General features: G+C 36.8%; 16 protein-coding genes and 1 other annotated feature. Of the genes, 13 read left to right on the top strand and 3 right to left on the bottom strand.

Annotation, left to right across the window (positions count from 1 at the left end; translation table 11 throughout):
* Nucleotides 1-41: 41 nt before the first annotated feature.
* Both EDD72_RS08780 and speE read right to left on the bottom strand, forming a co-directional pair.
* Nucleotides 42-2,984, bottom strand: a complete 2,943-nt coding sequence (locus EDD72_RS08780) for a PBP1A family penicillin-binding protein (RefSeq protein ID WP_132769425.1) — start codon at nt 2,982-2,984, stop codon at nt 42-44.
* A 136-nt stretch (nt 2,985-3,120) separates the two neighbouring features.
* On the bottom strand, nt 3,121-3,984 hold the full coding sequence (gene speE, locus EDD72_RS08775) for a polyamine aminopropyltransferase (RefSeq protein WP_132769423.1): 864 nt from the start codon (nt 3,982-3,984) through the stop codon (nt 3,121-3,123).
* Between the two features lie 320 nt (nt 3,985-4,304).
* Nucleotides 4,305-4,526, top strand: a binding site (T-box leader).
* Between the two features lie 194 nt (nt 4,527-4,720).
* On the opposite strand from speE, the gene tyrS reads away from it, so the two are divergent.
* Nucleotides 4,721-5,974: a tyrosine--tRNA ligase gene (tyrS, locus tag EDD72_RS08770; protein ID WP_132769421.1), complete on the top strand. Its 1,254-nt coding sequence runs from the start codon at nt 4,721-4,723 to the stop codon at nt 5,972-5,974.
* 72 nt (nt 5,975-6,046) lie between these two features.
* Here tyrS and rpsD read toward each other — a convergent pair whose 3' ends face one another.
* Nucleotides 6,047-6,646 carry a 30S ribosomal protein S4 gene (rpsD, locus tag EDD72_RS08765; protein ID WP_132769419.1) on the bottom strand — a complete coding sequence of 200 codons (600 nt, stop codon included), beginning with the start codon at nt 6,644-6,646 and terminating at the stop codon, nt 6,047-6,049.
* A gap of 311 nt (nt 6,647-6,957) precedes the next feature.
* Here rpsD and EDD72_RS08760 point away from each other — a divergent pair, with 311 nt between their 5' ends.
* The 12 genes from EDD72_RS08760 to EDD72_RS08705 all read left to right on the top strand — a co-directional run bounded on the left by EDD72_RS08760 (nt 6,958) and on the right by EDD72_RS08705 (nt 21,491).
* Nucleotides 6,958-7,695, top strand: coding sequence for a pseudouridine synthase (locus EDD72_RS08760; protein ID WP_132769417.1), 738 nt, complete (start codon nt 6,958-6,960; stop codon nt 7,693-7,695).
* A 128-nt stretch (nt 7,696-7,823) separates the two neighbouring features.
* The gene (gene trpB / locus EDD72_RS08755) at nt 7,824-9,005 is read left to right on the top strand and encodes a tryptophan synthase subunit beta (protein WP_132769415.1); all 1,182 of its coding nucleotides are present in this window, start codon (nt 7,824-7,826) and stop codon (nt 9,003-9,005) included.
* Between the two features lie 82 nt (nt 9,006-9,087).
* Nucleotides 9,088-10,251: a hypothetical protein gene (locus EDD72_RS08750; protein ID WP_132769414.1), complete on the top strand. Its 1,164-nt coding sequence runs from the start codon at nt 9,088-9,090 to the stop codon at nt 10,249-10,251.
* Between the two features lie 199 nt (nt 10,252-10,450).
* A complete protein-coding gene (locus tag EDD72_RS08745; RefSeq protein WP_132769413.1) occupies nt 10,451-11,074 on the top strand; it encodes a histidine phosphatase family protein in 624 nt (207 codons plus the stop codon).
* 40 nt (nt 11,075-11,114) lie between these two features.
* On the top strand, nt 11,115-13,112 hold the full coding sequence (locus EDD72_RS08740) for a sensor domain-containing diguanylate cyclase (RefSeq protein ID WP_132769412.1): 1,998 nt from the start codon (nt 11,115-11,117) through the stop codon (nt 13,110-13,112).
* Between the two features lie 118 nt (nt 13,113-13,230).
* Entirely contained in the window at nt 13,231-14,241 is a 1,011-nt protein-coding gene (locus EDD72_RS08735; RefSeq protein ID WP_132769411.1) for an MBL fold metallo-hydrolase, read from the top strand.
* Nucleotides 14,242-14,470: 229 nt separating this feature from the next.
* Entirely contained in the window at nt 14,471-15,109 is a 639-nt protein-coding gene (locus EDD72_RS08730; protein WP_132769410.1) for a phosphatase PAP2 family protein, read from the top strand.
* 142 nt (nt 15,110-15,251) lie between these two features.
* The gene (gene hisC, locus EDD72_RS08725; protein ID WP_132769409.1) at nt 15,252-16,343 is read left to right on the top strand and encodes a histidinol-phosphate transaminase; all 1,092 of its coding nucleotides are present in this window, start codon (nt 15,252-15,254) and stop codon (nt 16,341-16,343) included.
* Nucleotide 16,344: 1 nt separating this feature from the next.
* Nucleotides 16,345-17,445 carry a prephenate dehydrogenase gene (locus EDD72_RS08720; protein ID WP_132769406.1) on the top strand — a complete coding sequence of 367 codons (1,101 nt, stop codon included), beginning with the start codon at nt 16,345-16,347 and terminating at the stop codon, nt 17,443-17,445.
* Nucleotides 17,446-17,661: 216 nt separating this feature from the next.
* Nucleotides 17,662-18,612 (top strand): aldo/keto reductase family protein, encoded by a 951-nt coding sequence (locus EDD72_RS08715; RefSeq protein WP_132769403.1) that lies wholly within the window; start codon nt 17,662-17,664, stop codon nt 18,610-18,612.
* A gap of 27 nt (nt 18,613-18,639) precedes the next feature.
* Nucleotides 18,640-19,554, top strand: a complete 915-nt coding sequence (locus tag EDD72_RS08710) for a ketopantoate reductase family protein (RefSeq protein ID WP_165895024.1) — start codon at nt 18,640-18,642, stop codon at nt 19,552-19,554.
* 416 nt (nt 19,555-19,970) lie between these two features.
* Nucleotides 19,971-21,491: an anthranilate synthase component I family protein gene (locus EDD72_RS08705; protein WP_132769399.1), complete on the top strand. Its 1,521-nt coding sequence runs from the start codon at nt 19,971-19,973 to the stop codon at nt 21,489-21,491.
* Nucleotides 21,492-21,511: the final 20 nt, after the last annotated feature.

Here is a 21,511-nt window from a genome sequence, read left to right as displayed (position 1 = left end):
TCTCTTCTAAAACATGAAATGGATTGCAAAAATCAGTAAGCTTATTCTAAATTAAATGGAAAAATATTACTTTGTGTTTCTCCATTATTATTTTTAGCTACCACATAATAGTAATTGACTTTATTCTTCGGATTTATCGTGGTACTATTCTTTATTCCTTGATAAATTAAATCAAATTTCCCATCTTTAGATGTACTGTAATAAACAGAATACATAATCACTTGGTCTTGATAAGGATTAGGATTCCATGATAAGACTAGATGCCCCCCTTGAGAACTTACATTTAATCCAGTTGGTTTTTGAGGTAGTGCGGTATTTGGATTACCTGGGTTGGTTGGTTCATCTGGATTATTCCCTGGTGGCTCTGTTGGTTCAGGATTTTTTCCTGCAATATTAGATGGATCCGATTCTAAGCCAGCTACATCAACTGCTGTGACATAATAAGCAAACGGCCCTGAACCTGCAGAATCAGTAAAGGTATAGATACCTGGGCTATTTGTTGTCTGACGAACAACTCCAATTTTTGCAAATCCTATTCCATCTGCTGATGCGCGATAGATTCGATACCCAACAATGTTTTGATTTGTATTCTTACTCCAAGAGATCACGTTTCCGTTGACTGATAGATTACTTGGAGGTGCTGGTTTACCAGTAGACGTTCTAGGATCATTATTCTTTGGCATTTCTTTTTGATAATCTAATGGTCTTGATTTTCCTGGTGGTATCTTATACGGCTCACGAATAAGGAAAATACCTGTATCAACAAATTCATCCGGTGTTTCTGGTTTCGCGACATATGTTGTATTGTTAAACATGATTAACCTTGCTTCGCCTAAACCGTCCTCCAATTGAGTTGGGACATATTTTTGATTAAACCAATCAGTAACAAGATATCCACCCTTTTTCGTTAAATCCGATGGTAACTTGCCAGATGCACTCGATACGGTCATTCGAACGATACCACTTGGTTTGTCAAAGCGAGCATTACTTGGTGATAATGTCGGATCAGCTTTAAATATTGCCTGCATTAATCTTCCCCATGTATCTTGAGGAATACTATGGGGTTTCACTGGATAAGGCAAGTCATATCCAGTCCATACGCTTAAAGTAATCGTAGGGGTATATCCAATAAACCATAGGTCTTTCTCATCATTGGTAGTTCCTGTTTTTCCAGCGACATCACGTCCACTTACATATTTCCGTGCAGTAGTACCTGTTCCTTCCGTCATTACAGTTCTAAGCATATCTGTAATAAGGAAGGCCGTTTGTTCACTAAATACTGCTTCTGGTTTTGATTCATGGGCATAGATCACTTTACCATCTCGATCTTCAATCTTTTCAATCACATAAGCATCCATATGGGTACCACCATTTCCAAAAGTGGAATAGGCGCTTGCCATTTCTTCTGGAGAAGCTTCAAGGCTACCAATTGCAGCTGCTCCCCCTTGTCCCATAAATCGCTTTTCGCTTATTTCATAGCCTAGTTTTTTATAAAATTCATAAGCTTTTTCCGTTCCTACCATTTGGTAAACCTTCACGGCAGGGATGTTATAGGATTTATTCAGAGCTACTCTTGCTGTGATTCGACCATGATATCTTCCATCATAATTGTTTGGTTCCCATTTTTGACCTAAAGGAATATCATCAATTGGCGTTGCTGGTTGTATTTTTCCTAGTTCCAGCGCAGGTGCGTAGTCGAGTACAGGTTTAATGGAAGAACCTGGCTGTCTCTTTGCAGCAGCGTGGTTCACTTGATAGTTTTCAAAATCACGGCCACCCACAGACCCTAGAATTGCACCTGTCTTATTATGAATAAGTGTAGCACCGACTTGCAGAAGACGATCATTCAGCCTTTTCCCTTGATACGTATAATCAATCGGACGCGGGAAATTTTTTGGATTATTGACAACCTCATTCATTGCTTCATAAATCTTCTTATCCAAAGTGGTATAGATTTTATAACCACCAGTAACAAGTTCTTGTTTCGCATTTTCAAAAGCATCATCATATTCAGATGAATCTAAAGCAACTCCGCGACTTTTAAGAATAGCTTGGGCGGCTTTTGTCTCAATCTCTTGCATAAGGTACCCATACTTATTTGTTTCTTTTTTCCCGGTTTCAGCATGAAAATGAGCTTTAATATCATAATTGATAGCTTCATCATATTGTTGTTGATTGATAAAACCTTCTGTTAACATCGCTTTTAATACTAATTCCTGACGTTTTTTTGCAAGTTGATAACCTTCTTCATCAAACCCATTCTGATTGAATGCAGAATAAGCAGTGGGTCTTTGCGGAATTCCTGCTAAATAGGCAGCTTCAGCGACATTTAAGTCTTTTGCATCTTTATTAAAATAGCCTCTTGCAGCAGCCTGAATTCCGTAAACATTTTTAAGATTTGCTGCTTTTCCAAATGGGATTTTATTGAGATAGGCTGTTAGAATTTCATCTTTTGATAATACTCGTTCCATTCGTAAAGCAAGTAAAATTTCTTTAGTCTTTCGTGTATAAGTTTTTTCTAAAGAAAAAAATGTATTTTTGGCTAACTGTTGCGTAATCGTACTACCACCAGTTTGAACTTCACTACCTGATAATTGCTGAAGTGCAGCACGGGCGATCGCTTTTAGGTTAATACCATTATGATTACGAAAATCTCTGTCCTCAATCGCGATCACCGCATTTTTCACATTATCGGAAATTTGATCATATGGTACAAAAACACGAACTTCATCTGTTTTAAAATCGCCGATCTTTTCTCCATCTGCCCAAAAAACAGATGAGACTAAATTATTTTTAAAAACTTGGTTTCGAATTTCTTCATCGCTGCGCACAGGTTCATCTTTAACGACGGCTGCGACCAAACCTGCTGCGGTTCCAATCCCAAGGAAAATCATGACAAAGAGTGCAATAAGCCCGTATTTCAAAATGTGTTTCCATTCCCTTTTTCTGTTTTTATTTTTATTCGGTGAATTGGTTTGAGACATATCTATTCCCCCTTCATGAGCAGTATTATATCATAAACTCGTCTTACTTTTGTTGGGTACATTCGTAGGTGAAAAAAGAAAAGACTCTCACCTTAACCAAACGCTTTTGAAAAAGTAGGGAGAGTCATTTTTATCTTTAAATTTCGTTTAATTTATGGTGAACAAATTCTGGTAGAGAAAAACTATGATATAAAATATCTTTATTGACATAACGAGTTTGTTTATCAAAAGGAATATTTGGAAGTAATTGATCGTACTTCTTTGATCCAAGGGTGAAACTCCAAAATCCTCCCGGATATGTGGGAACAGTCGTCATATATAAACGGGTAATCGGAAAAAGAGTTTGAATATGTTTATACGTTTGTTTAAGAACATCAAAATGTAAGAGTGGGGATTGACTTTGACAAACCATAATTCCATCTTCTTTCAATGCTCGATATATATGATGGTAAAATTCATATTCAAATAATTGTTTGGCTGGCCCAATGGGATCAGAAGAGTCAACAATAATAACATCATACTGGTTGTGATGGTTTTTTACAAATTCAACTCCATCATGATAAATCAATTCAACACGTGGATCTGAGAGATCCCCGGAGATTTCAGATAAATATTTTTTGCTAGCTTCAACGACTAGTTGATCAATTTCAACGAGATCAATTTTTTCTACTTGATCATATTTGGTAACTTCCTGTGCGGCGCCTAAATCCCCACCACCAATGATCAAGACCCGTTTTGGGTTAGGATGAAAATTCAATGGGATATGAGAGATCATCTCATTATAGATATAGCCGTCTATTGACGTAGTTTGGACCACACCATCAAGAACGAGCATACGGCCAAAATCATAAGAATCCAAAATCATGACATCTTGATAAGGAGATTTTTCGAAGTAAACGATCTCCCTAATACGATAACTAATTTTTAGATTTTCACGTTCGTCTTCAGTAAGCCAATATATATCATTCTCTTTTTTGATGTAACTTGGCAGTTGTTTCATTTCCAACCTCCTACAATTTAATTCATTTGCTAAGAATCGTTTTTTATTGTAACAAAATTCGTTTTTCATATCCAACATATGTAGATAAAAATCCTCACACAAATAGTTGACTCAAGTTATTCGGTAGTTCATTGATAAAACAATAAAAGCAGAAGTAGGAATGTATAAACTTGAATTAAAGAATCTAATTTTTTCAATTGGTTTATCTAATCATTCTAAATTGTAATTTTGAGTTTTATAATATGAAATTTGCGATAAATCAATTTTTATGCTATAATTTTGCAAAACTTATAGAACATATAATCCTTGCAATGAAGTTGAAAAAAGTAATGAGAGTGGAAAGTAGGCTTACTGGAATTGCTTTTCAGAGAGCTGGTGGATGGTGCAAACCAGTACAACAGGAAAGCTGAATTACCCACTTGAACTGAATAGATGAAATGAAGTAGTCTATTCCGGCACATACCGTTATGAAAATGAGGAGAATAGCGTTTGTTCTATTCTTAGATTAGGGTGGTACCACGTATTCAAACCACGTCCCTAAGTACAGGGATGTGGTTTTTTTTACCGCATAGGAAAGTTTAACTTCATTAAATTAATAAAGTAAAGTTAAACTTGAACGATCGGCATAAAAAACTTCCGCAAAAGAAGGACTCGACTACGTCTTCGAAAGGACTTCGATGGGAGTTTTTTTACTGTTAAAAATATCGAAAGGATAAATCAAGTGGAGGTAAAAATCATGAACGAGATCGAATTAACGAAAGAACAACAGGAAGAATTAGCACGACAATGGGCGATTTTAAGCCGGGGGGCAGTGGAAATCATCCCCGAAGATGAATTTAAACAAAAACTAGCGAGAGCCATCAAGAAAACAACACCATTAAAAGTTAAGTTAGGCTTAGATCCATCTGCACCTGACATTCACATTGGTCATACAGTACCCTTGCAAAAACTAAAACAATTCCAAGATTTAGGACATATTGTACAATTGGTGATTGGCGATTTCACTGGTCAAATTGGCGACCCAACGGGAAAGTCGGAAACGAGAAAACAGCTCACTCCCGAACAAGTGAAACAGAATGCAGAAACGTATTTAAAACAATTGTTTAAGATCCTTGATCCTAAAAAAACAGAAGTCAGTTACAACAGTACTTGGTTAGCACCTTTAACCTTTGCAGATGTTGTGAATTTAGCTGCAAAAATGACTGTAGCGAGAATGTTAGAGCGAGATGATTTTGAAAAACGATTCCGGGCAAATCAATCGATCAGTATTCATGAATTCTTCTATCCACTGATGCAGGGTTATGATTCTGTTGCTCTACATTCTGATGTGGAGTTAGGTGGAACCGATCAAAAGTTTAACTTATTAATGGGTCGCCATCTCCAAAAAGAATTCGGTCAAGAACAACAAGCCGTTTTAATGCTTCCATTAATTGAAGGACTTGATGGTGTACAAAAAATGAGTAAGAGTTTAGGAAATTATATTGGAATTGATGAGGCTCCAAATGAAATTTATGGGAAAGCGATGTCGATTCCCGATGAATTAATGGTCAAATATTATCAATTAGTTACCGATCTACCTCATGAAGAAGTAGAAAGAATGGTGAATGGGCTTCAAGATGGAACGATTCACCCAAGGGATGCGAAAATGAAATTAGCCTACACCCTTGTTAGAATGTATCATGGAGAAGAAGCAGCACAAGAAGCAGAACATCATTTCAAAACCGTTTTCCAAAAACGGGATATTCCAGAAGATATTCCAGAGGTAACGATTAATCAGGGGCAATTCGAAAATGGCCAAATCTGGATCGTAAGGCTGTTAGTGGATCTTGGCTTAGTTCCCTCAAATGGAGAAGGACGCCGGATGATCCAACAAGGGGCTGTGAAAGTGAACGGTGAGAAGTGGGAAGAAGTGGATGCGAATATTTCCGTAGAAGATGGAATGATTATTCAAGTTGGGAAACGTAAATTTGCGAAGATACGATTGGCTTAATGAAAAAAGAAGTAACCCCATGCGAAAAAAAAAGCATCCAACAAAATGTTGGATGCTTTCCTTCTAAGAGGATTATCTGGAATAGAACTCAACGATTAGTTTTTCGTTGACTTCTTGTGGTAATTCAGAACGCTCTGGTAAACGAACCAATTTACCTTCCATTGCTTTTTCATCAAAAGTTAAGTAATCTGGTAGGTAGTTGCGATCTTCTAGAGCTTCTCTAATGATCGCTAAATCACGACTTTTTTCGCGAAGACCAATCACGTCACCTACTTTTACATGGTAGGAAGGAATATCAACCTTTTTACCATTTACAGTGACATGACCATGGTTCACAAGTTGACGAGCTTGTTGGCGAGTACGAGCAAGACCTAAACGATAAACTAAGTTATCTAAACGAGTCTCAAGTAATACCATGAAGTTTTCACCAACAACTCCATGCATTTTTGTTGCTTTAACAAATAGGTTTGCGAATTGCTTTTCGCTTAAACCATACATATAGCGAAGCTTTTGCTTCTCATTTAATTGTAGACCATATTCGCTTAATTTTTTACGTTGGCCTGGTCCATGTTGTCCTGGTGGATAAGGACGTTTCATTTCTTTTCCTGTACCACTTAAAGAAATTCCAACACGACGACTTAATTTGTGTTTTGGTCCTGTATAACGTGACATATAAAACAAATACCCCTCTCGAAAATTTTTAATATTAGAATGGTCTAATATGACGTGCTCAATTTGTGATCACATAGAGTTGGGATAGCTACAATCTATGTCTTATAAGCAAATTCAGCCGCTGGCTTATAAGCACAAAATGAGCGAGGGTGTTCACGTCTTTCTTTACCATATAAAATGATAAAGCTATCCAATATCACAACTTATATAATAAAACTTTTTTATCATGTGTGTCAATATTGCTCTGGTTTTTCGCTAGAAATATGATAAGATGTTGAAAATACACGTAGAATTTTTGGGGTGATCCATCGATGGCACGGAAAGAAAAACAACGTTTAGATAAAATATTAGCCCATATTGGTTTTGGTACTCGTAAAGAAATTAAGAAATTAGTAAAAGAAAAGCGAGTGAAAGTAAACGAAGAAATTGTCAACGATCCAGGGTTACATGTATGGACAGGTCATGATCGAATTGAAGTAGATGAAGAAGAAGTTCAATATCGTGAGTTTATTTATCTGATGATGAACAAACCACAAGGTGTCATATCTGCGACAGAAGATCGTTATGATGAGGTTGTCATCGATTTATTAGAACCTGAACATGCACTTTTTCAACCGTTTCCTGTAGGTCGATTAGACAAAGATACAGAAGGATTATTACTTCTTACCAATGATGGTCAGTTGGCACATCAACTCTTATCTCCGAAGAAGCATGTATCTAAAACCTACTATGCAACGATTCGAGGAGTCGTTTCTGAAGAGGATGTAGAACTATTTAAACAAGGTGTCGTTTTAGATGATGGGTATCAAACGTTACCAGGGGAATTAAAGATATTAAAATCTGGCCCTGAATCAGAAATTGAGTTAACGATTTATGAAGGAAAGTTTCACCAGGTTAAACGAATGTTTGAAGCGGTTGGGAAAAAGGTAACTTACCTAAAACGGCTCTCAATGGGCCCTTTAACATTGGATGATGACCTTGAACCTGGAGAATATCGGGAATTAACAGATGATGAGGTCAAACAATTGAAAAGTCCGGAATTATATTGAAATAAAGTGAAAAATTTCTTCAAAAATGATTGTCATTTCACAACTTTCTGCATACAATTTATTCAAAGTTTCTATGTTTGCTGAAAACATGAAAAGATGAAAAAGAAGAGTGGAGAGGAGAAGTTAAGATGAGTTTAGTAGAGAAAATAGGTTTTTTTGGTGAGTTTGGTGGGGCATATGTTCCTGAACAATTACAAAAAGTATTGGAACAGTTAGCGGACACTTTTGAACAATTCAAGGATGATACAGAATTCAAACAAGAGCTAGATTATTATTTTAATGATTATGTCGGGCGCCCAAGTCCATTATATTATGCCGAAAGGCTAACCAAACAACTTGGCGGAGCGAAAATCTACTTAAAAAGAGAAGATTTGAACCACACTGGAGCACACAAAATTAATAATGTCCTTGGTCAAGCTCTTCTCGCCAAACGGATGGGCGTAAAACGCATAATTGCCGAAACGGGAGCAGGCCAACATGGAGTGGCAACAGCTACCGCTTGTGCCATGTTTGGGATGGATTGTGTCATCTATATGGGAGAAGAAGACACCAAACGGCAAGCGCTGAATGTTTTTCGCATGGAAATGCTAGGTGCAAAAGTCGTTCCTGTCACCAGAGGAACAAGGACATTAAAAGATGCGGTTGATGTAGCGTTAGAAGATCTGATGGAGAATTACGAAAACACCTTTTATTTGTTGGGTTCTGCGGTTGGACCTCATCCTTATCCAACGATGGTAAAGCATTTCCAATCTGTGATCGGCCAAGAGGCAAGAGAACAAATCTTAGAAAAAGAATCGAGATTGCCCGATTATTTGATTGCAGCTGTTGGTGGTGGAAGCAATGCGATTGGATTATTTGCTCCATTTTATGATGATAAAGAGGTCAAAATGATTGGTGTCGAGCCAGGAGGAAAAGGAATTGAAACAGGGCTACATGCTGCACCACTAAATGATGGAATAAAAGCCGTCATTCATGGTTTTAGGACATATGCGATGATTGATGAAAAAGGTGAAGTAAAAGAAACTCATTCCATTGCCGCAGGATTGGATTATCCAGGAGTTGGACCTGAGCATAGTTTTTATAAAGATTCTAAAAGAGCGGAATATGTCTCTGTAACGGATGAGGAAGCACTAGAAGCATTCCGTACATTGTCCAAGTTAGAAGGAATTATTCCTGCTTTAGAAAGCGCACATGCTGTTGCTTATGCGATGAAACTAGCACCTAAATTAGCAGAAGATCAAATCGTTGTTGTCAATCTATCCGGCCGTGGCGACAAAGATGTTCAACAAGTTTATGATATGAAATCATGAATCAGAAGGAAAATGGATGATGAAGAAAGAATACTTATATTAGCGAACTTGCTAATATAAGTATTTTTTTATGAATTGGAAATTGGCAATCCCGATAATTTTATCAACTCGAATTCCTTATTCTACTTCTAGAGTTGGGGTGATCGTTCTGAAGAAAAAATGGATCATTGGTTTCATAGCTCTTCTTGTATTGGGTCTTTTTATCCCTTTTAGTGGGAAATTCAGTCAATGGATATCTAATTATCAACAACAAGAGGAATGGAACCAAGGCGTAGAAAACCCAGCCAAAAATATTAAGACAACAGAAGTTCCAAAATTAGATCAACTTCTTAGTAAACCAAATCTAATCGAGGAATTAAAAAAGAAACCTTACTTTATTGGTTATAATAGCAATGGCCAATATGGTGCCTTTTTAATGTATGATTCAGAAGAAAAAGCTTACCAAGTTCAAATCTATAACAGTTACACAAATCACGCGGAATATTCATTGCAAATCCCTCTAGAAGAGCCAATAAAATCTAATGAAATCATCTTGGCTCAAGAAGCTTTGGATTTAGGTTATAAAATCAAAATTCCACCTAAGCTATTAGATTGGAAAGGAAAAACGCAAATAAAATTCGTAAAAGAAACTTGGGACCTGACCATTGATCAGAAAAATTCAATACCAGAACTTACGCTAGCGGAAAAGAAGTCAAAAGAAAAATGGAGTTTTTCTTTAAAGGAATGGCCAGAGTGGAATTCATCTAGTGTAGAACTATTTACCCACCCAAAAGATTCCAAACAACTAACCTTTGTTCAACAAAAACCACTATTCGTCAATCTCTCATTATTAACAAATAAAAATAGCAATACAGGAAAGTTGGACGAAATTGATCAATGGCTTTACGGAGATTTCCAGATTGTCTATGATCAGAATCAAACCAATGATCTAAAAGGCTATTTGGCAGTTTCAAAGAAAAATAATGAACCAATTGTTCTCAATCAGCAAACCATTGATCAATGGATCTATCTTGACCCGAGTGGGAAAATGAAATGGTATGGAAATTCAAAAGGAATATTTAACCAAGAAGGTAAATCTGTTTATAAAAAGGAAAATCCTTTTAACTATTCTATTCACCTGATTTATCGAGAAACTTCAAACGAATTTGCCTACTACATGGTCGATGTTTTTGACAAAAAAACTGGAAGATTATTAAAAACATTGATCTATCAATGGGATTCAAAAGAGAGAACGATGAAAATCTGAATCAAATCGTATTTGTTGCAGGAAATTGAAGCCTCTTGATTTAGGGGCTTTTTTGTCGAATTTTTTAGCAAAAAAAGAAGAAAATTGTCAATGAGAAAAAAGTCCTAATATTATTCATAAAAAGTAATGAAAATGAGACTAATGTTATATATAATAAAATTATAATTTTTTTCAAAAGACCTAAACAATTTTTGTATAGATGGGGAATAAAATAGTGAAGACGAAAATATTTTTAGTCCGACACGGACAAACGGATTGGAATATAGAACGAAAATATCAAGGCCAACAAGATATCCCTTTAAATGAAATCGGAAAAGCTCAAGCATTAAAGGTTGCTGATCGATTTTTCAATGAGTTTCAGATTAGCGCAGTTTATTCCAGTAGTTTAAAACGAGCAAAAGAGACAGCAGAGGAAATTGCAAAACGTTTTCAATTAACGGTTCAAATTCATGATGGATTAAGAGAACGAAATTTTGGTTTACTTGAGGGGAAAAAAATTGAAGAGGTTATCAAGCAGTATCCGGGAATCCATATGGGGAATATCGAAAAGTTTGGTTCTTTTGATATCGAACCATTTCATTTATTGAAGAGCCGAGTCTATCTAGCAGTGAAAGAATTAGCAAAACGTCATGTGGGAGAGAGTATTGTTCTTGTAAGTCATGGTGCAGCGATTAATGCTTTGCTTCATGAAGTCAGTAAAGGGAAAGTTGGTTCAGGTGTAACAAAATTAACAAATACAGGGATATCTAGAATGATTTACGATCATCAAGAAGATCAATGGATCATTGAACAAATTAATGATGATTCGCATGTAGATATATAGAGAATGAATATGGGAATAGAAGAAAGAAGAGGGTTAATCCATGGTTTGCTGCAACCAGTTTAATGAGGGTAAAGAAATTCTTTACCCACGTGAACAAATAATTGAGGAATATTATCAAAAAGCGTTAGAAGATGGAATAGACCCGTCTCAGTTTCGCATTATAGAAAAGGGTAATGACATAAAAGACGCACAATTATTAACCGTATTCCATCGATTTTTGCACTTTGTACGAGATAGAGACCTTCTTTTTGAACATGGAATTCTTATTTTGGCCAATCGGGAAGGTAAGGTATTAGAATTGGCCCATCCCTCAGATTTTCCTGATTTTTTCCAAAAAGGAGATTCGGAGTGTTTTGATTGGAGTCTTGAAGCGATTGGACCCAATGCCATTGGTTTAACAGCAAAAAAAGGAATTTCCACTTTTGTAAATGGTTCAGAACATTACCATCATCTTCTTAAAAATTATCAATCAACTTCGGTTCCTATCAGTGATTCTTCCAAGCAAATGATTGGGATTCTTGGCTTTCTATCTACTAGAAATTATAAAGCACAAGCATTAGGATGTTTACAAGGGATTTTAGTAGCTTTTGAATTGGCTTATCTGGAACATGAGAAGTTTGTCGTTTTAGAAAGAGAAGCGAAGAAAAGGGATGCCCTTTTTGATATGACCCAAAAATTATATTCAACGATGGATGTAAATGAGATTTTATCAGAAGCAATCCATACATTTCAATTATTTTATCCAGAAGTACAGATAGAATTATGGTTAACTCAGGAGTATTTGGTTTCAAATCTACCGATTAAACAGTTAATGTTTATTCCAAACAGAGAGGATATCAATGGCCAAGCTTTTTTAGAGGGGAAGTTGATTCTTCGAAGAAGAAAACAAAATGAAAAAAATGGGGAAATTGCTGCTCCTTTACGGGGTAAACAGGGAGTTTATGGTGTAATTCACATTTCCTATGACCAAATTGATACTTTTACTGAAGAGGAAATTAGCTTTATTTCAAACATTGCTGATATTATCGGTATGGCTTTTGAAAAAGCAAAACTTTACCAACAATCAAATCATTTAGTAAAAGAATTACGTGCAATCAACGAACTAACAAAACGTTTGAATCAAAGTTTAACATTGGATACGATTTTGCAGATCGTTATTTCTGAACTAACAAAATTATATGATGCTCAACATGTAAGTGTTTTAAAGGTAAGTGAGAAAAAAGATTGTCTCACTGTTATTGCATCCAATATCAATTCCAATGTCGGTATGATTGTTTCACTTGACAGTGGTTACATGGGGCATGTTTATCAGAATAAAGAGCCGATCATCGTCTCCGATATTCAAGCAAACCAGCAAATTGTCGATCCTTATATGCAAGGTTTAGGGTGCCGATCTTTAATGTCTGTTCCGATCTTATCGAATGATGAAATGATAGGAGTTTTATCTGTTTCTAATTCTAAGCCTTTACATTTCTCCTATGATGATTTTAAAATGTTACAACACTTCGCTCAACATTTAGGATTAGTTCTTACAAATGCATTTTTGCATGAAAAGTTACAAAAGGTAGCGATCACAGATTATCTCACAGGACTATATAATCGATCCTTTTTAGATTCCAAAATGCAAGAATCTCAGAAAAACGATGAATTAGGTTCATTAATTTTATTTGATATTGATGATTTTAAAAAGATAAATGACACTTTTGGCCACCAAATCGGTGATCAAATTCTCATTCAATTCGCGAATATTCTGGAAGGGAGTATTCGTTCCACGGATATTGCCAGTCGCTGGGGTGGAGAAGAGATTGCGTTATATTTACCACAGATTGACACAGATATCGCTTTGCAAATAGGGAAACGAATCTTAAAAAGAGTGGGCCAAGAAACGTCTCCCAAAATCACTGCCTCAGCAGGTATAGCCACTTGGAAACAAGGAGACAAAGACCTAAGCGTGATCTCATTGGTGCGTCATGCTGATCAAGCACTTTATGCTGCAAAACATAAGGGGAAAAATCAAGTGATTGTCTACCCTGCATAGTTTATCTGTTGCCAATAGCAACAGTTTTTTTTTGCTATTCGCCACTTTCTATTCAGTTAAAAAACGTGTAAAATAAAATTGATTGAATTTTCCTGAAAATTGAAGGGGAGGGTAGAAAATGCTTGAAATATCTGAACGGAAAAAGGAATATGATCATCATCTGTTTTCATTTGAAATTCCTACCCCTTTCTCTATAGGAACTGAAAATGCTTATCTCTTACTAGGTGATAAACTCACACTCATTGATTCAGGGCCAAAAACAGAAAAGGCGTGGAAAGCATTTATTTATCAGCTTAATGAAAATGGATTTCGGATTAAGGATATCGAGCAAATTATTTTAACTCATCAACATGTAGATCATAGTGGATTATTAGGAATGATTAAGGAATATCATCCGAAGGTTCGAATTTATACTCATCCATGGACAATTCCTTGGGTAGAAAAGGATCCAAAATTTATTCAACAAAAACTTATTTTTTTTCGGGAGTTATTTTCTGAAAACGGTTTATCTAGGGAGCAAATCCAAGAAATTGAGAATTTTTATTCAGATTTAGATCAATTTATGGATCCAATTAAGATTGATGGAATTTTGGAGGATGGGATGAATCTAGAAGGGCATTTAGGATGGAAAGTCATTCATAGCCCTGGTCATTCATTAGGTCATATTGTTTTATACCATGAAAAAAGAAAAATACTTATTGCTGGGGATCATATCATTGGCCATACATCAGCAGGAGCTTTTGTAGAACCTTCAATTGAGCAAAATGAACCAAGACCTCAATCTGTTGTGGCCTACCAAGAGTCACTAAGAGATTTAAGAAGCCTTCCTTTATCTAGGATTTATTCAGGGCATGGAGCAGTCATTGATGATCCCTATGAAGTGATCGATAATCAGCTAGACCGGTTTGAACGGAAGAAAAAGCAATTAGAGGGCTTTTTGGTTGAAGGGGATTTTTCTGTCTATGAATTGATGAAGCTTACCTATCCCAATCGATACTATAAGCACTTAGCTCTTTACTTCGCTGAGGTGATCGGGCATCTTGATCTGTTAGAAATCGAAGGAAAGGTGTCCACATACAAGCAAGGTCACATTATAAAATACCATTTAGAGAAAAGCAGCAGTCATTAGATGCATACTAATATTTACCATATTATGTTATACTATCAACGACCTGATTATGGGTCGTTATTTGTATATTTCATAAACAGCAACCTATCCCGACTAACATTTTTACTGTGTAACCTGAAATGGCTTGTATGTTCTATTCAGAAATAGTGGGTTTGTATATTCCACAAACAATAGAGCACGTTGGAATATACAAACCTATTTTTAAGAAAATAAATGTGGGAGGAATAGTATGAAACAAAACAAAAACTTTAGCTGGGTGTTTGGTATCGGTTTATTGTTAATTTTTGGACTAATCGCAGCTTTTGTTAGTATGGATAAGGTTCAATGGTTCGACATGCCCATCATTCATTGGGTCCAATTCTTTGAAAGTCCAACCGTTACTACGTTCATGGAGTTTTTTACTTTTGTTGGTTCAGGGAAAATTGTTATTCTGATCATCATTCTAATTTCGATATTTTTCTATACGTTTTTGAAGCATCGTACAGAGCTTGTTTTTTTTATTTTGGTTATGTTAGGATCTCATTTAATAAACAAGGGTTTGAAATTGTTATTTCACCGACAACGTCCTTCATTCCATCAAATTGTTGAAGAAATAGGGTATAGTTTTCCTAGTGGTCATTCAATGGCTGCCTTCACGTTATATGCGACAATTTCATTTCTCTTATGGAAACATATACAATCTAGAACTGGGAGAGTATTAATGATTTTCTTTGCTGTCGTCATGATCTTAGCCATTGGGATTAGCCGGATCTATTTAGGTGTTCATTATCCCAGTGATGTTTTAGGTGGATATTTTGCTAGTGGAGCGTGGTTTGTATTTTGCGTTACGATTTATCAATGGTATTTAGAGAGGAAATTAAAGAGATGAGAAATTCGGTGGGATATTGAGTTCTATTATCTTTTAATGGAGTAAAGTAGGAAAGAGTATAAGAAAAGGGCGAATATAGATATTGAGTCGAAAACGAAACTAGAGTATGATGGGAAAAGTATATATTAGTGGAGGGAAGCGGATGAAACCGAAGGAACAGATTGAGAATCTATCAGCCTACCAACCGGGAAAATCAATGGACGAGGTAAAGAGACAATATAATCTACAACAAGTAATCAAATTAGCTTCTAACGAAAATCCTTTTGGATTTTCACCTAAAGTGAAACAAGCATTGATGGAAGGGCTTAATGAACTACATATATATCCAGATGGTGCAAATCGAAAACTACGTGCAGCTTTAGCAGAAAAATTAGAGGTTTCTGAAGATCAATTGATTTTTGGAATGGGTTCTGATGAAATCATTTCGATGATCGCAAGGACTTTTTTGGAAAAGGGAACTAAAACCATTATGGCCACTCCGACTTTTCCTCAATATCGGAGTAATGCAGTAACAGAAGGAGCAACGATCATAGAAGTACCTCTAAAAGAGGGAAAACATGATTTAGAAACGATGAAGAGTGAAATTACAAAGGAAACGAAGGTGATCTGGGTATGTAACCCCAATAACCCTTCAGGAACATTTGTTAGTGAAAAAGAATTGGTTCAGTTTTTAGGCGATGTACCAGAGGATATCTTAGTTGTTCTTGATGAAGCCTATTATGAATATGCAACCGATCCAACATATCCGAATTCGGTGAAACTATTAGATCGTTATCCGAATCTGATAGTTTTGCGGACATTTTCAAAAATCTATGGTTTAGCTGCCTTACGGATTGGATATGGAATTGCTAAAGCGAATATTATCGATTGGCTGAATCGAGTAAGGGAGCCTTTTAATAATACATCTTTATCCCAAATTGCAGCACTTGCAGCTTTATCTGATCAAGAGTTTATTGAAGAATGTAAGGTCAAAAATGCCAATGGCTTAAAACAACTTTATCAAGGGTTTGAAAAGCTTGGATTATCCTATTATCCTTCACAAGGTAATTTTGTGCTCGTTGATGTGAATCGCCCAGCCGGTCCAATATTTCAAAAACTATTAGAAAGAGGAATTATCGTTCGTTCAGGCGTTGCACTTGGGTTTCCTACAGGCTTACGGATTACTGTAGGTAATTCCGAACAGAATGAGCTAGTTTTACAAGCATTAGAAAAGGTGTTAAACGAATCGGTCTGATATGAAAAAAAAGATCACGATCATCGGTGTTGGACTGATTGGCGGCAGTTTGGCGATCAATTTTAAAAACTCGGGGCAATACCAAGTAATTGGCTATGATGTAAAAGAACATCAATTACAAATGGCGGAAAAGCTTGGTGTAATTCACCGAGGTGTAATGGACTTACGAGAAGCAGTTAGGGACTCGGATTATACTTTTCTCTCGGCCCCTGTAGGACAGCTATATGATTTATTAGACACGATTCTTGAATTGAAGTTCAAACAAGGTGTTATCATTACCGATACCGGGAGCACAAAAGGAAAGCTTGTTGAATATACGAGTAAGTTTCTAGAAAAAGGTGCATACTTCATTGGGGGCCACCCAATGGCGGGTTCCCACAAATCAGGAGTAAGTGCAGCAAATGAACGATTGTTTGAAAATGCTTATTATGTATTAACACCTGGCCCTAATATCCCAAAGTGGGTTGTTGATGAATTAATCTCTCTATTATCGCTCACAAGGGCAAAAATCATCCAGATGGATCCTTATGAACATGATCAAGTTGTCGGGGCGATCAGTCATTTTCCCCATATTATTGCTGCACTACTTACGAATCAAGTAGCTGAGTATAGTGAACAGAATAAATGGTATTCTCGATTGGCAGCTGGAGGTTTTAAGGATATTACAAGAATTGCCTCAAGTAATCCCGAGATGTGGCGGGATATTCTGATTCATAATCAACAAGTGATGATTGATCTAGCAGAGGATTGGAAACGAGGGTTTGATCAGATCATCCAAATGGTTTCTCAATTAGAGGTTCAAGCGATTGAAGAGTTTTTCCGTTCTGCGAGGGATTTTCGTAACCAACTGCCCGAAAAGGGGAAAGGGGCACTAAATCCGCTTTACGATTTATTTATCGATGTTCCAGATCATCCTGGGGTGATTGGCAAAGTAACGACACTCTTAGGTGAGGCAGAAATCAGTATAACCAATATTCAAATTCTTGAGATTCGTGAAGATATTATGGGGGTATTACGTATTTCTTTTCGTAATGAAAACGATCTTGAGCGGGCAAAAAATTTGCTTAAGGATTCTGGATACCATGTGTACCTCATGGAGTAAGATGCATTCATTACGATGGTTGTCTTGGGTTTCATTGTTAGTATGATAAAATAAATAAGTAAGGAATTGGCAGAGTGATAAACCGCTCTGCTTTTTGTATGCTTAAGCGGGTAGTGATCTTTTTGACAGCTTGAAAATAGTGGGAAACTTAGATTTATGTTAAAATAAAGTTTGTATTGGGAATTTGTCACAGTTTATTTTTAGGAGGGATTTTTTATGAAATATCGTCGTTTAGGAACCACAGGTGTAAAAGTAAGTGAAATTTCCTTAGGAAGCTGGTTAACGTATGGTGGCTACGTTGAAAAAGAAAATGCCATCAAATCCATCCATAAAGCCTATGATTTAGGAATTAATTTTTTCGATACTGCAAACGTTTACCGCCGTGGAGAAGCAGAAAAAGTGGTTGGTGAAGCATTAAGAGGATTTCCTCGTGAATCATATGTGCTGGCGACAAAAGTATTCTGGCCAATGGGAGACGGGGTAAATGACCGGGGGCTTTCCCGTAAACATGTAATTGAACAATGCAATGCCAGTTTAAAACGACTAGGTCTTGATTATGTAGACTTATATTATGCCCACCGTTATGATCCAGAAACTCCCCTTGAAGAAACCTTACGTGCCTTTGATGACTTAATCAATCAAGGAAAAGTATTATATGTAGGTGTCAGTGAATGGACACCAGCGCAAATCGCCGAAGCGATACATATTGCCGATAAAAAATTGTTAGATCGAATTGTCGTGAATCAACCTGTTTATAATATGTTCAACCGCTACATTGAAAAGGAAATTATCCCCTTATCTGAAGCACATGGTATCGGCCAAGTCGTTTTCTCTCCATTAGCTCAAGGGGTATTGACGGGGAAATATAAAAAAGGTGCTCCAGTACCTGCAGCTAGCCGTGCAGCGGCAGATAAGGAAACAAGTCAATTTGTTTACCGCTATTTAACTGATGAAAATCTTGATAAAGTAGAACAGTTAGAAAAAGTGGCGAAAGACTTAGGAATTACCCTTGCTCAATTGGCCCTTGCTTGGGTTTTACGCTTGAAGAATGTATCTAGCGCTCTGATCGGAGCTAGTCGTCCGGAACAAGTGGAAGAAAACGTAAAAGCCGTCGATGTGGAATTAACACAAGATGTACTTGAGCGAATTGAAGAAATCTTAGCGTAAATGAAAAATGAAAAAGGGGTTGAAAAAATGAAAATAGCGGTTATGGGGGCGGGAGGAGTTGGCGCCTATTTTGGTGGCTTATTGGCTCGAAAAGGACATGAGGTATCTTTAATCGCAAGGGGCGAACATTTAAAAGCATTACAAGAGCATGGGCTTACGGTCAAAAGTGTCCATGGTGATTTTCATTTGCCATTAAAAGCAGTAGGAGATCCAAAAGAAATCGGTCCAGTTGATCTCGTTTTATTTACCGTAAAAGCGTATGATACCGAAAAATCTGCAGAACAACTCCTACCCATCTTAAAAGAGGATACCGTCGTATTAAATTTGCAAAATGGAATTGGAAACGAAGAAATTCTAGCGAAAATCATTGGTCAAGATAAAGTATTAGGCGGACTTACCTATATTGAGACGACGATCGAAAGACCTGGGGTAATTTCCCAAAAAAGCGTAAAAAGGGATATTATTTTTGGTGAAATGAATGGGGAGATTACGGATCGAGCGAAAAAATTACAAGAAATTCTGCAAAAGGCAGAAATCCCAACGATCCTCTCAGACAATATTCAAAAAGAAATGTGGAAAAAGTTTATGTTTATTAGCTCCTTCAGTGCCATCACGACGATCACCGAATCGGCAGCAGGTGACATCTTAGCATGTGAAAAAACCGATCGCCTTTTCCGAAAGTTATTAGAAGAAGTTTACCATGTAGCAAAAGGAAATCAGATCGAGTTAACAGAAGATGATGTAGAATCAGCCTACCAAATTGCAAAAAATATGGGACCCACCACAAAATCTTCAATGTTACGGGACTTTGAAAAGAAAAAACAAATTGAAGTAGATACCTTAAGTGGTGCGATTGTGAAATATGGGAAAAAGGTAAATGTTCCTACTCCATACCATGAGATGGTAGACGGTGTTCTTACCTTAAAAGCAACGAAGTTTTAATTTGATTTACAATTATACCAAATATTTTCTGGTAAAATAAATACTTATGGACAATCATAGACGTACAACACTAATGAAAATTTCTCCTTGACAGACAAGCAAAAGATAGGGTAAGATGATGACAATTTAAAGTTAATGTGTTAAATGAAGACTTTAATTTTTAAGGTTGCTAGTTGAGTAGAGATTAGAAAAACAAGATAGCTGAGAAGAGAAGAGCAGAGGAACCGAAGGGAGAAATTGACCAATAAGGCAAGTTGCGCGATGAATGCCTTATTATCATCATACTTTCTGAATTTTATCAGGAAATAGGCCCTGTTCCTATTTCCTTTTTTTATTCTTTCATACACCCCTAATATGAATTCCTCGCTCTTTCTTCTGAAAGATGGGTGATCCCCATTTGGAAAGGAGAATAGAGTATGATTTCCTTCACCGATGTCCTTGAACTTAGTAAAACCTACCGGACCATTCCTTTGGCAAAAGAAGTTGCAAAAAAGAAATTATCTGAGTTGAATCTATCCATCTTAAAAAAGTCGTATTCTTATCTGCTTTTACTAGAAAGTGGAGAACATGGAGAGGAACATGGTCGATTTACCTATCTTTCACCATCGCCATTTCTCATCATCCAATCTAAAGATCAGCAGATTCGTTTATCAGGAGAAGAAGAGGTGATGCGTCAACTAAAAGAAGCAGGGATCGATAGACTGAAAGATCAACCAAAGAAAATGATCGAAATGATCTTAAAGACCTATCGTTCACCAAAGATTCCTACCCTTCCCTATTTTACTGGTGGAGCGATTGGCTATTTTTCCTATGAGTGGGTGAAACGTTCTGAACGAATTGAAACCAAACATCAACGTTCATCACCTTTTTCTGAATTTCATCTAGCATTCATTAAAGAACTTCTCGTTTTTGACCATGAGCAAGAGCGTTTGCTTTTCATTGACAATCTTATCATCGATCCCAATGAAACAAAGGAGAAGAAAGAAGAAAAATACCGTCACACAATGAAAAGCTTGGAAGAAAAAGCGGAATATTGGCGGCAATTTATTGCAGAAAATAGTTCTCCACCAATCGAGATTTCCAAAGAAAAAGAAGAGATCAAACCTTTTCAATCATCCTTTACGAAAGAACAATTTGTTGAGGGTGTGAAACGGTTAAAAGAGGCGATCCGTCAAGGGGAAATCTTCCAAGCCGTTCTTTCTTTGAAACAGTCGATCAAAACGGATGCAGATGCCGTTTTGGTTTATCAAATTCTAAGAAAGATCAATCCTTCACCTTATATGGTGTATTTGCAAATGGCAGATGAAACGATCATCGGTGCATCGCCAGAAACCTTGGTCAAAATCGTGGGTGATGAGATTGCAACATACCCAATTGCAGGAACAAGACCAAGGGGAAAAACTCCTCTTGAAGAAAAGCAATTAGCAGAAGAATTACAAAATGATCCCAAAGAAATCGCCGAACACGTGATGTTGATTGATTTAGCAAGAAATGATCTGGGAAAAGTGAGTCAACCTGGAAGTGTCAAGGTAGCAAAGAAGATGAAGATTGAAAAATATTCCCATGTGATGCATTTGGTTTCAAAAGTCATTGGCAAATTAAAAGCAGAAACGACCAGCCTTGATGTCCTTGAAGCAACATTTCCAGCTGGGACTGTATCAGGAGCACCAAAAGTCCGGGCAATGGAACTGATTGCAAAGTTGGAGCGAGAAGAAAGAGGCCCCTATGCAGGCGCCGTTGCTGCGATCAGTTTTAATGGGAATTTAGATACTTGTATTACGATTCGATCAATTTTTTTCCATCAGGGAACAGCCTATCTACAATCAGGTGCTGGAATCGTATACGATTCGATCCCCGAAAAAGAGTATGAAGAGGTAGCGAATAAAGCAAAGGCAATGATGAAGGCGATTGCGATCGCCGAAGGTCAAAGAGAGTAAGAGTAGAGAGGAGATTGGGA

It is taken from the genome of Tepidibacillus fermentans (genome assembly GCF_004342885.1).
Taxonomy (GTDB): Bacteria; Bacillota; Bacilli; order Tepidibacillales; family Tepidibacillaceae; genus Tepidibacillus; species Tepidibacillus fermentans.
The sequence above is the reverse complement of the archived record's forward strand: the minus strand, read 5'-3'. Positions and strand labels throughout refer to the sequence as shown.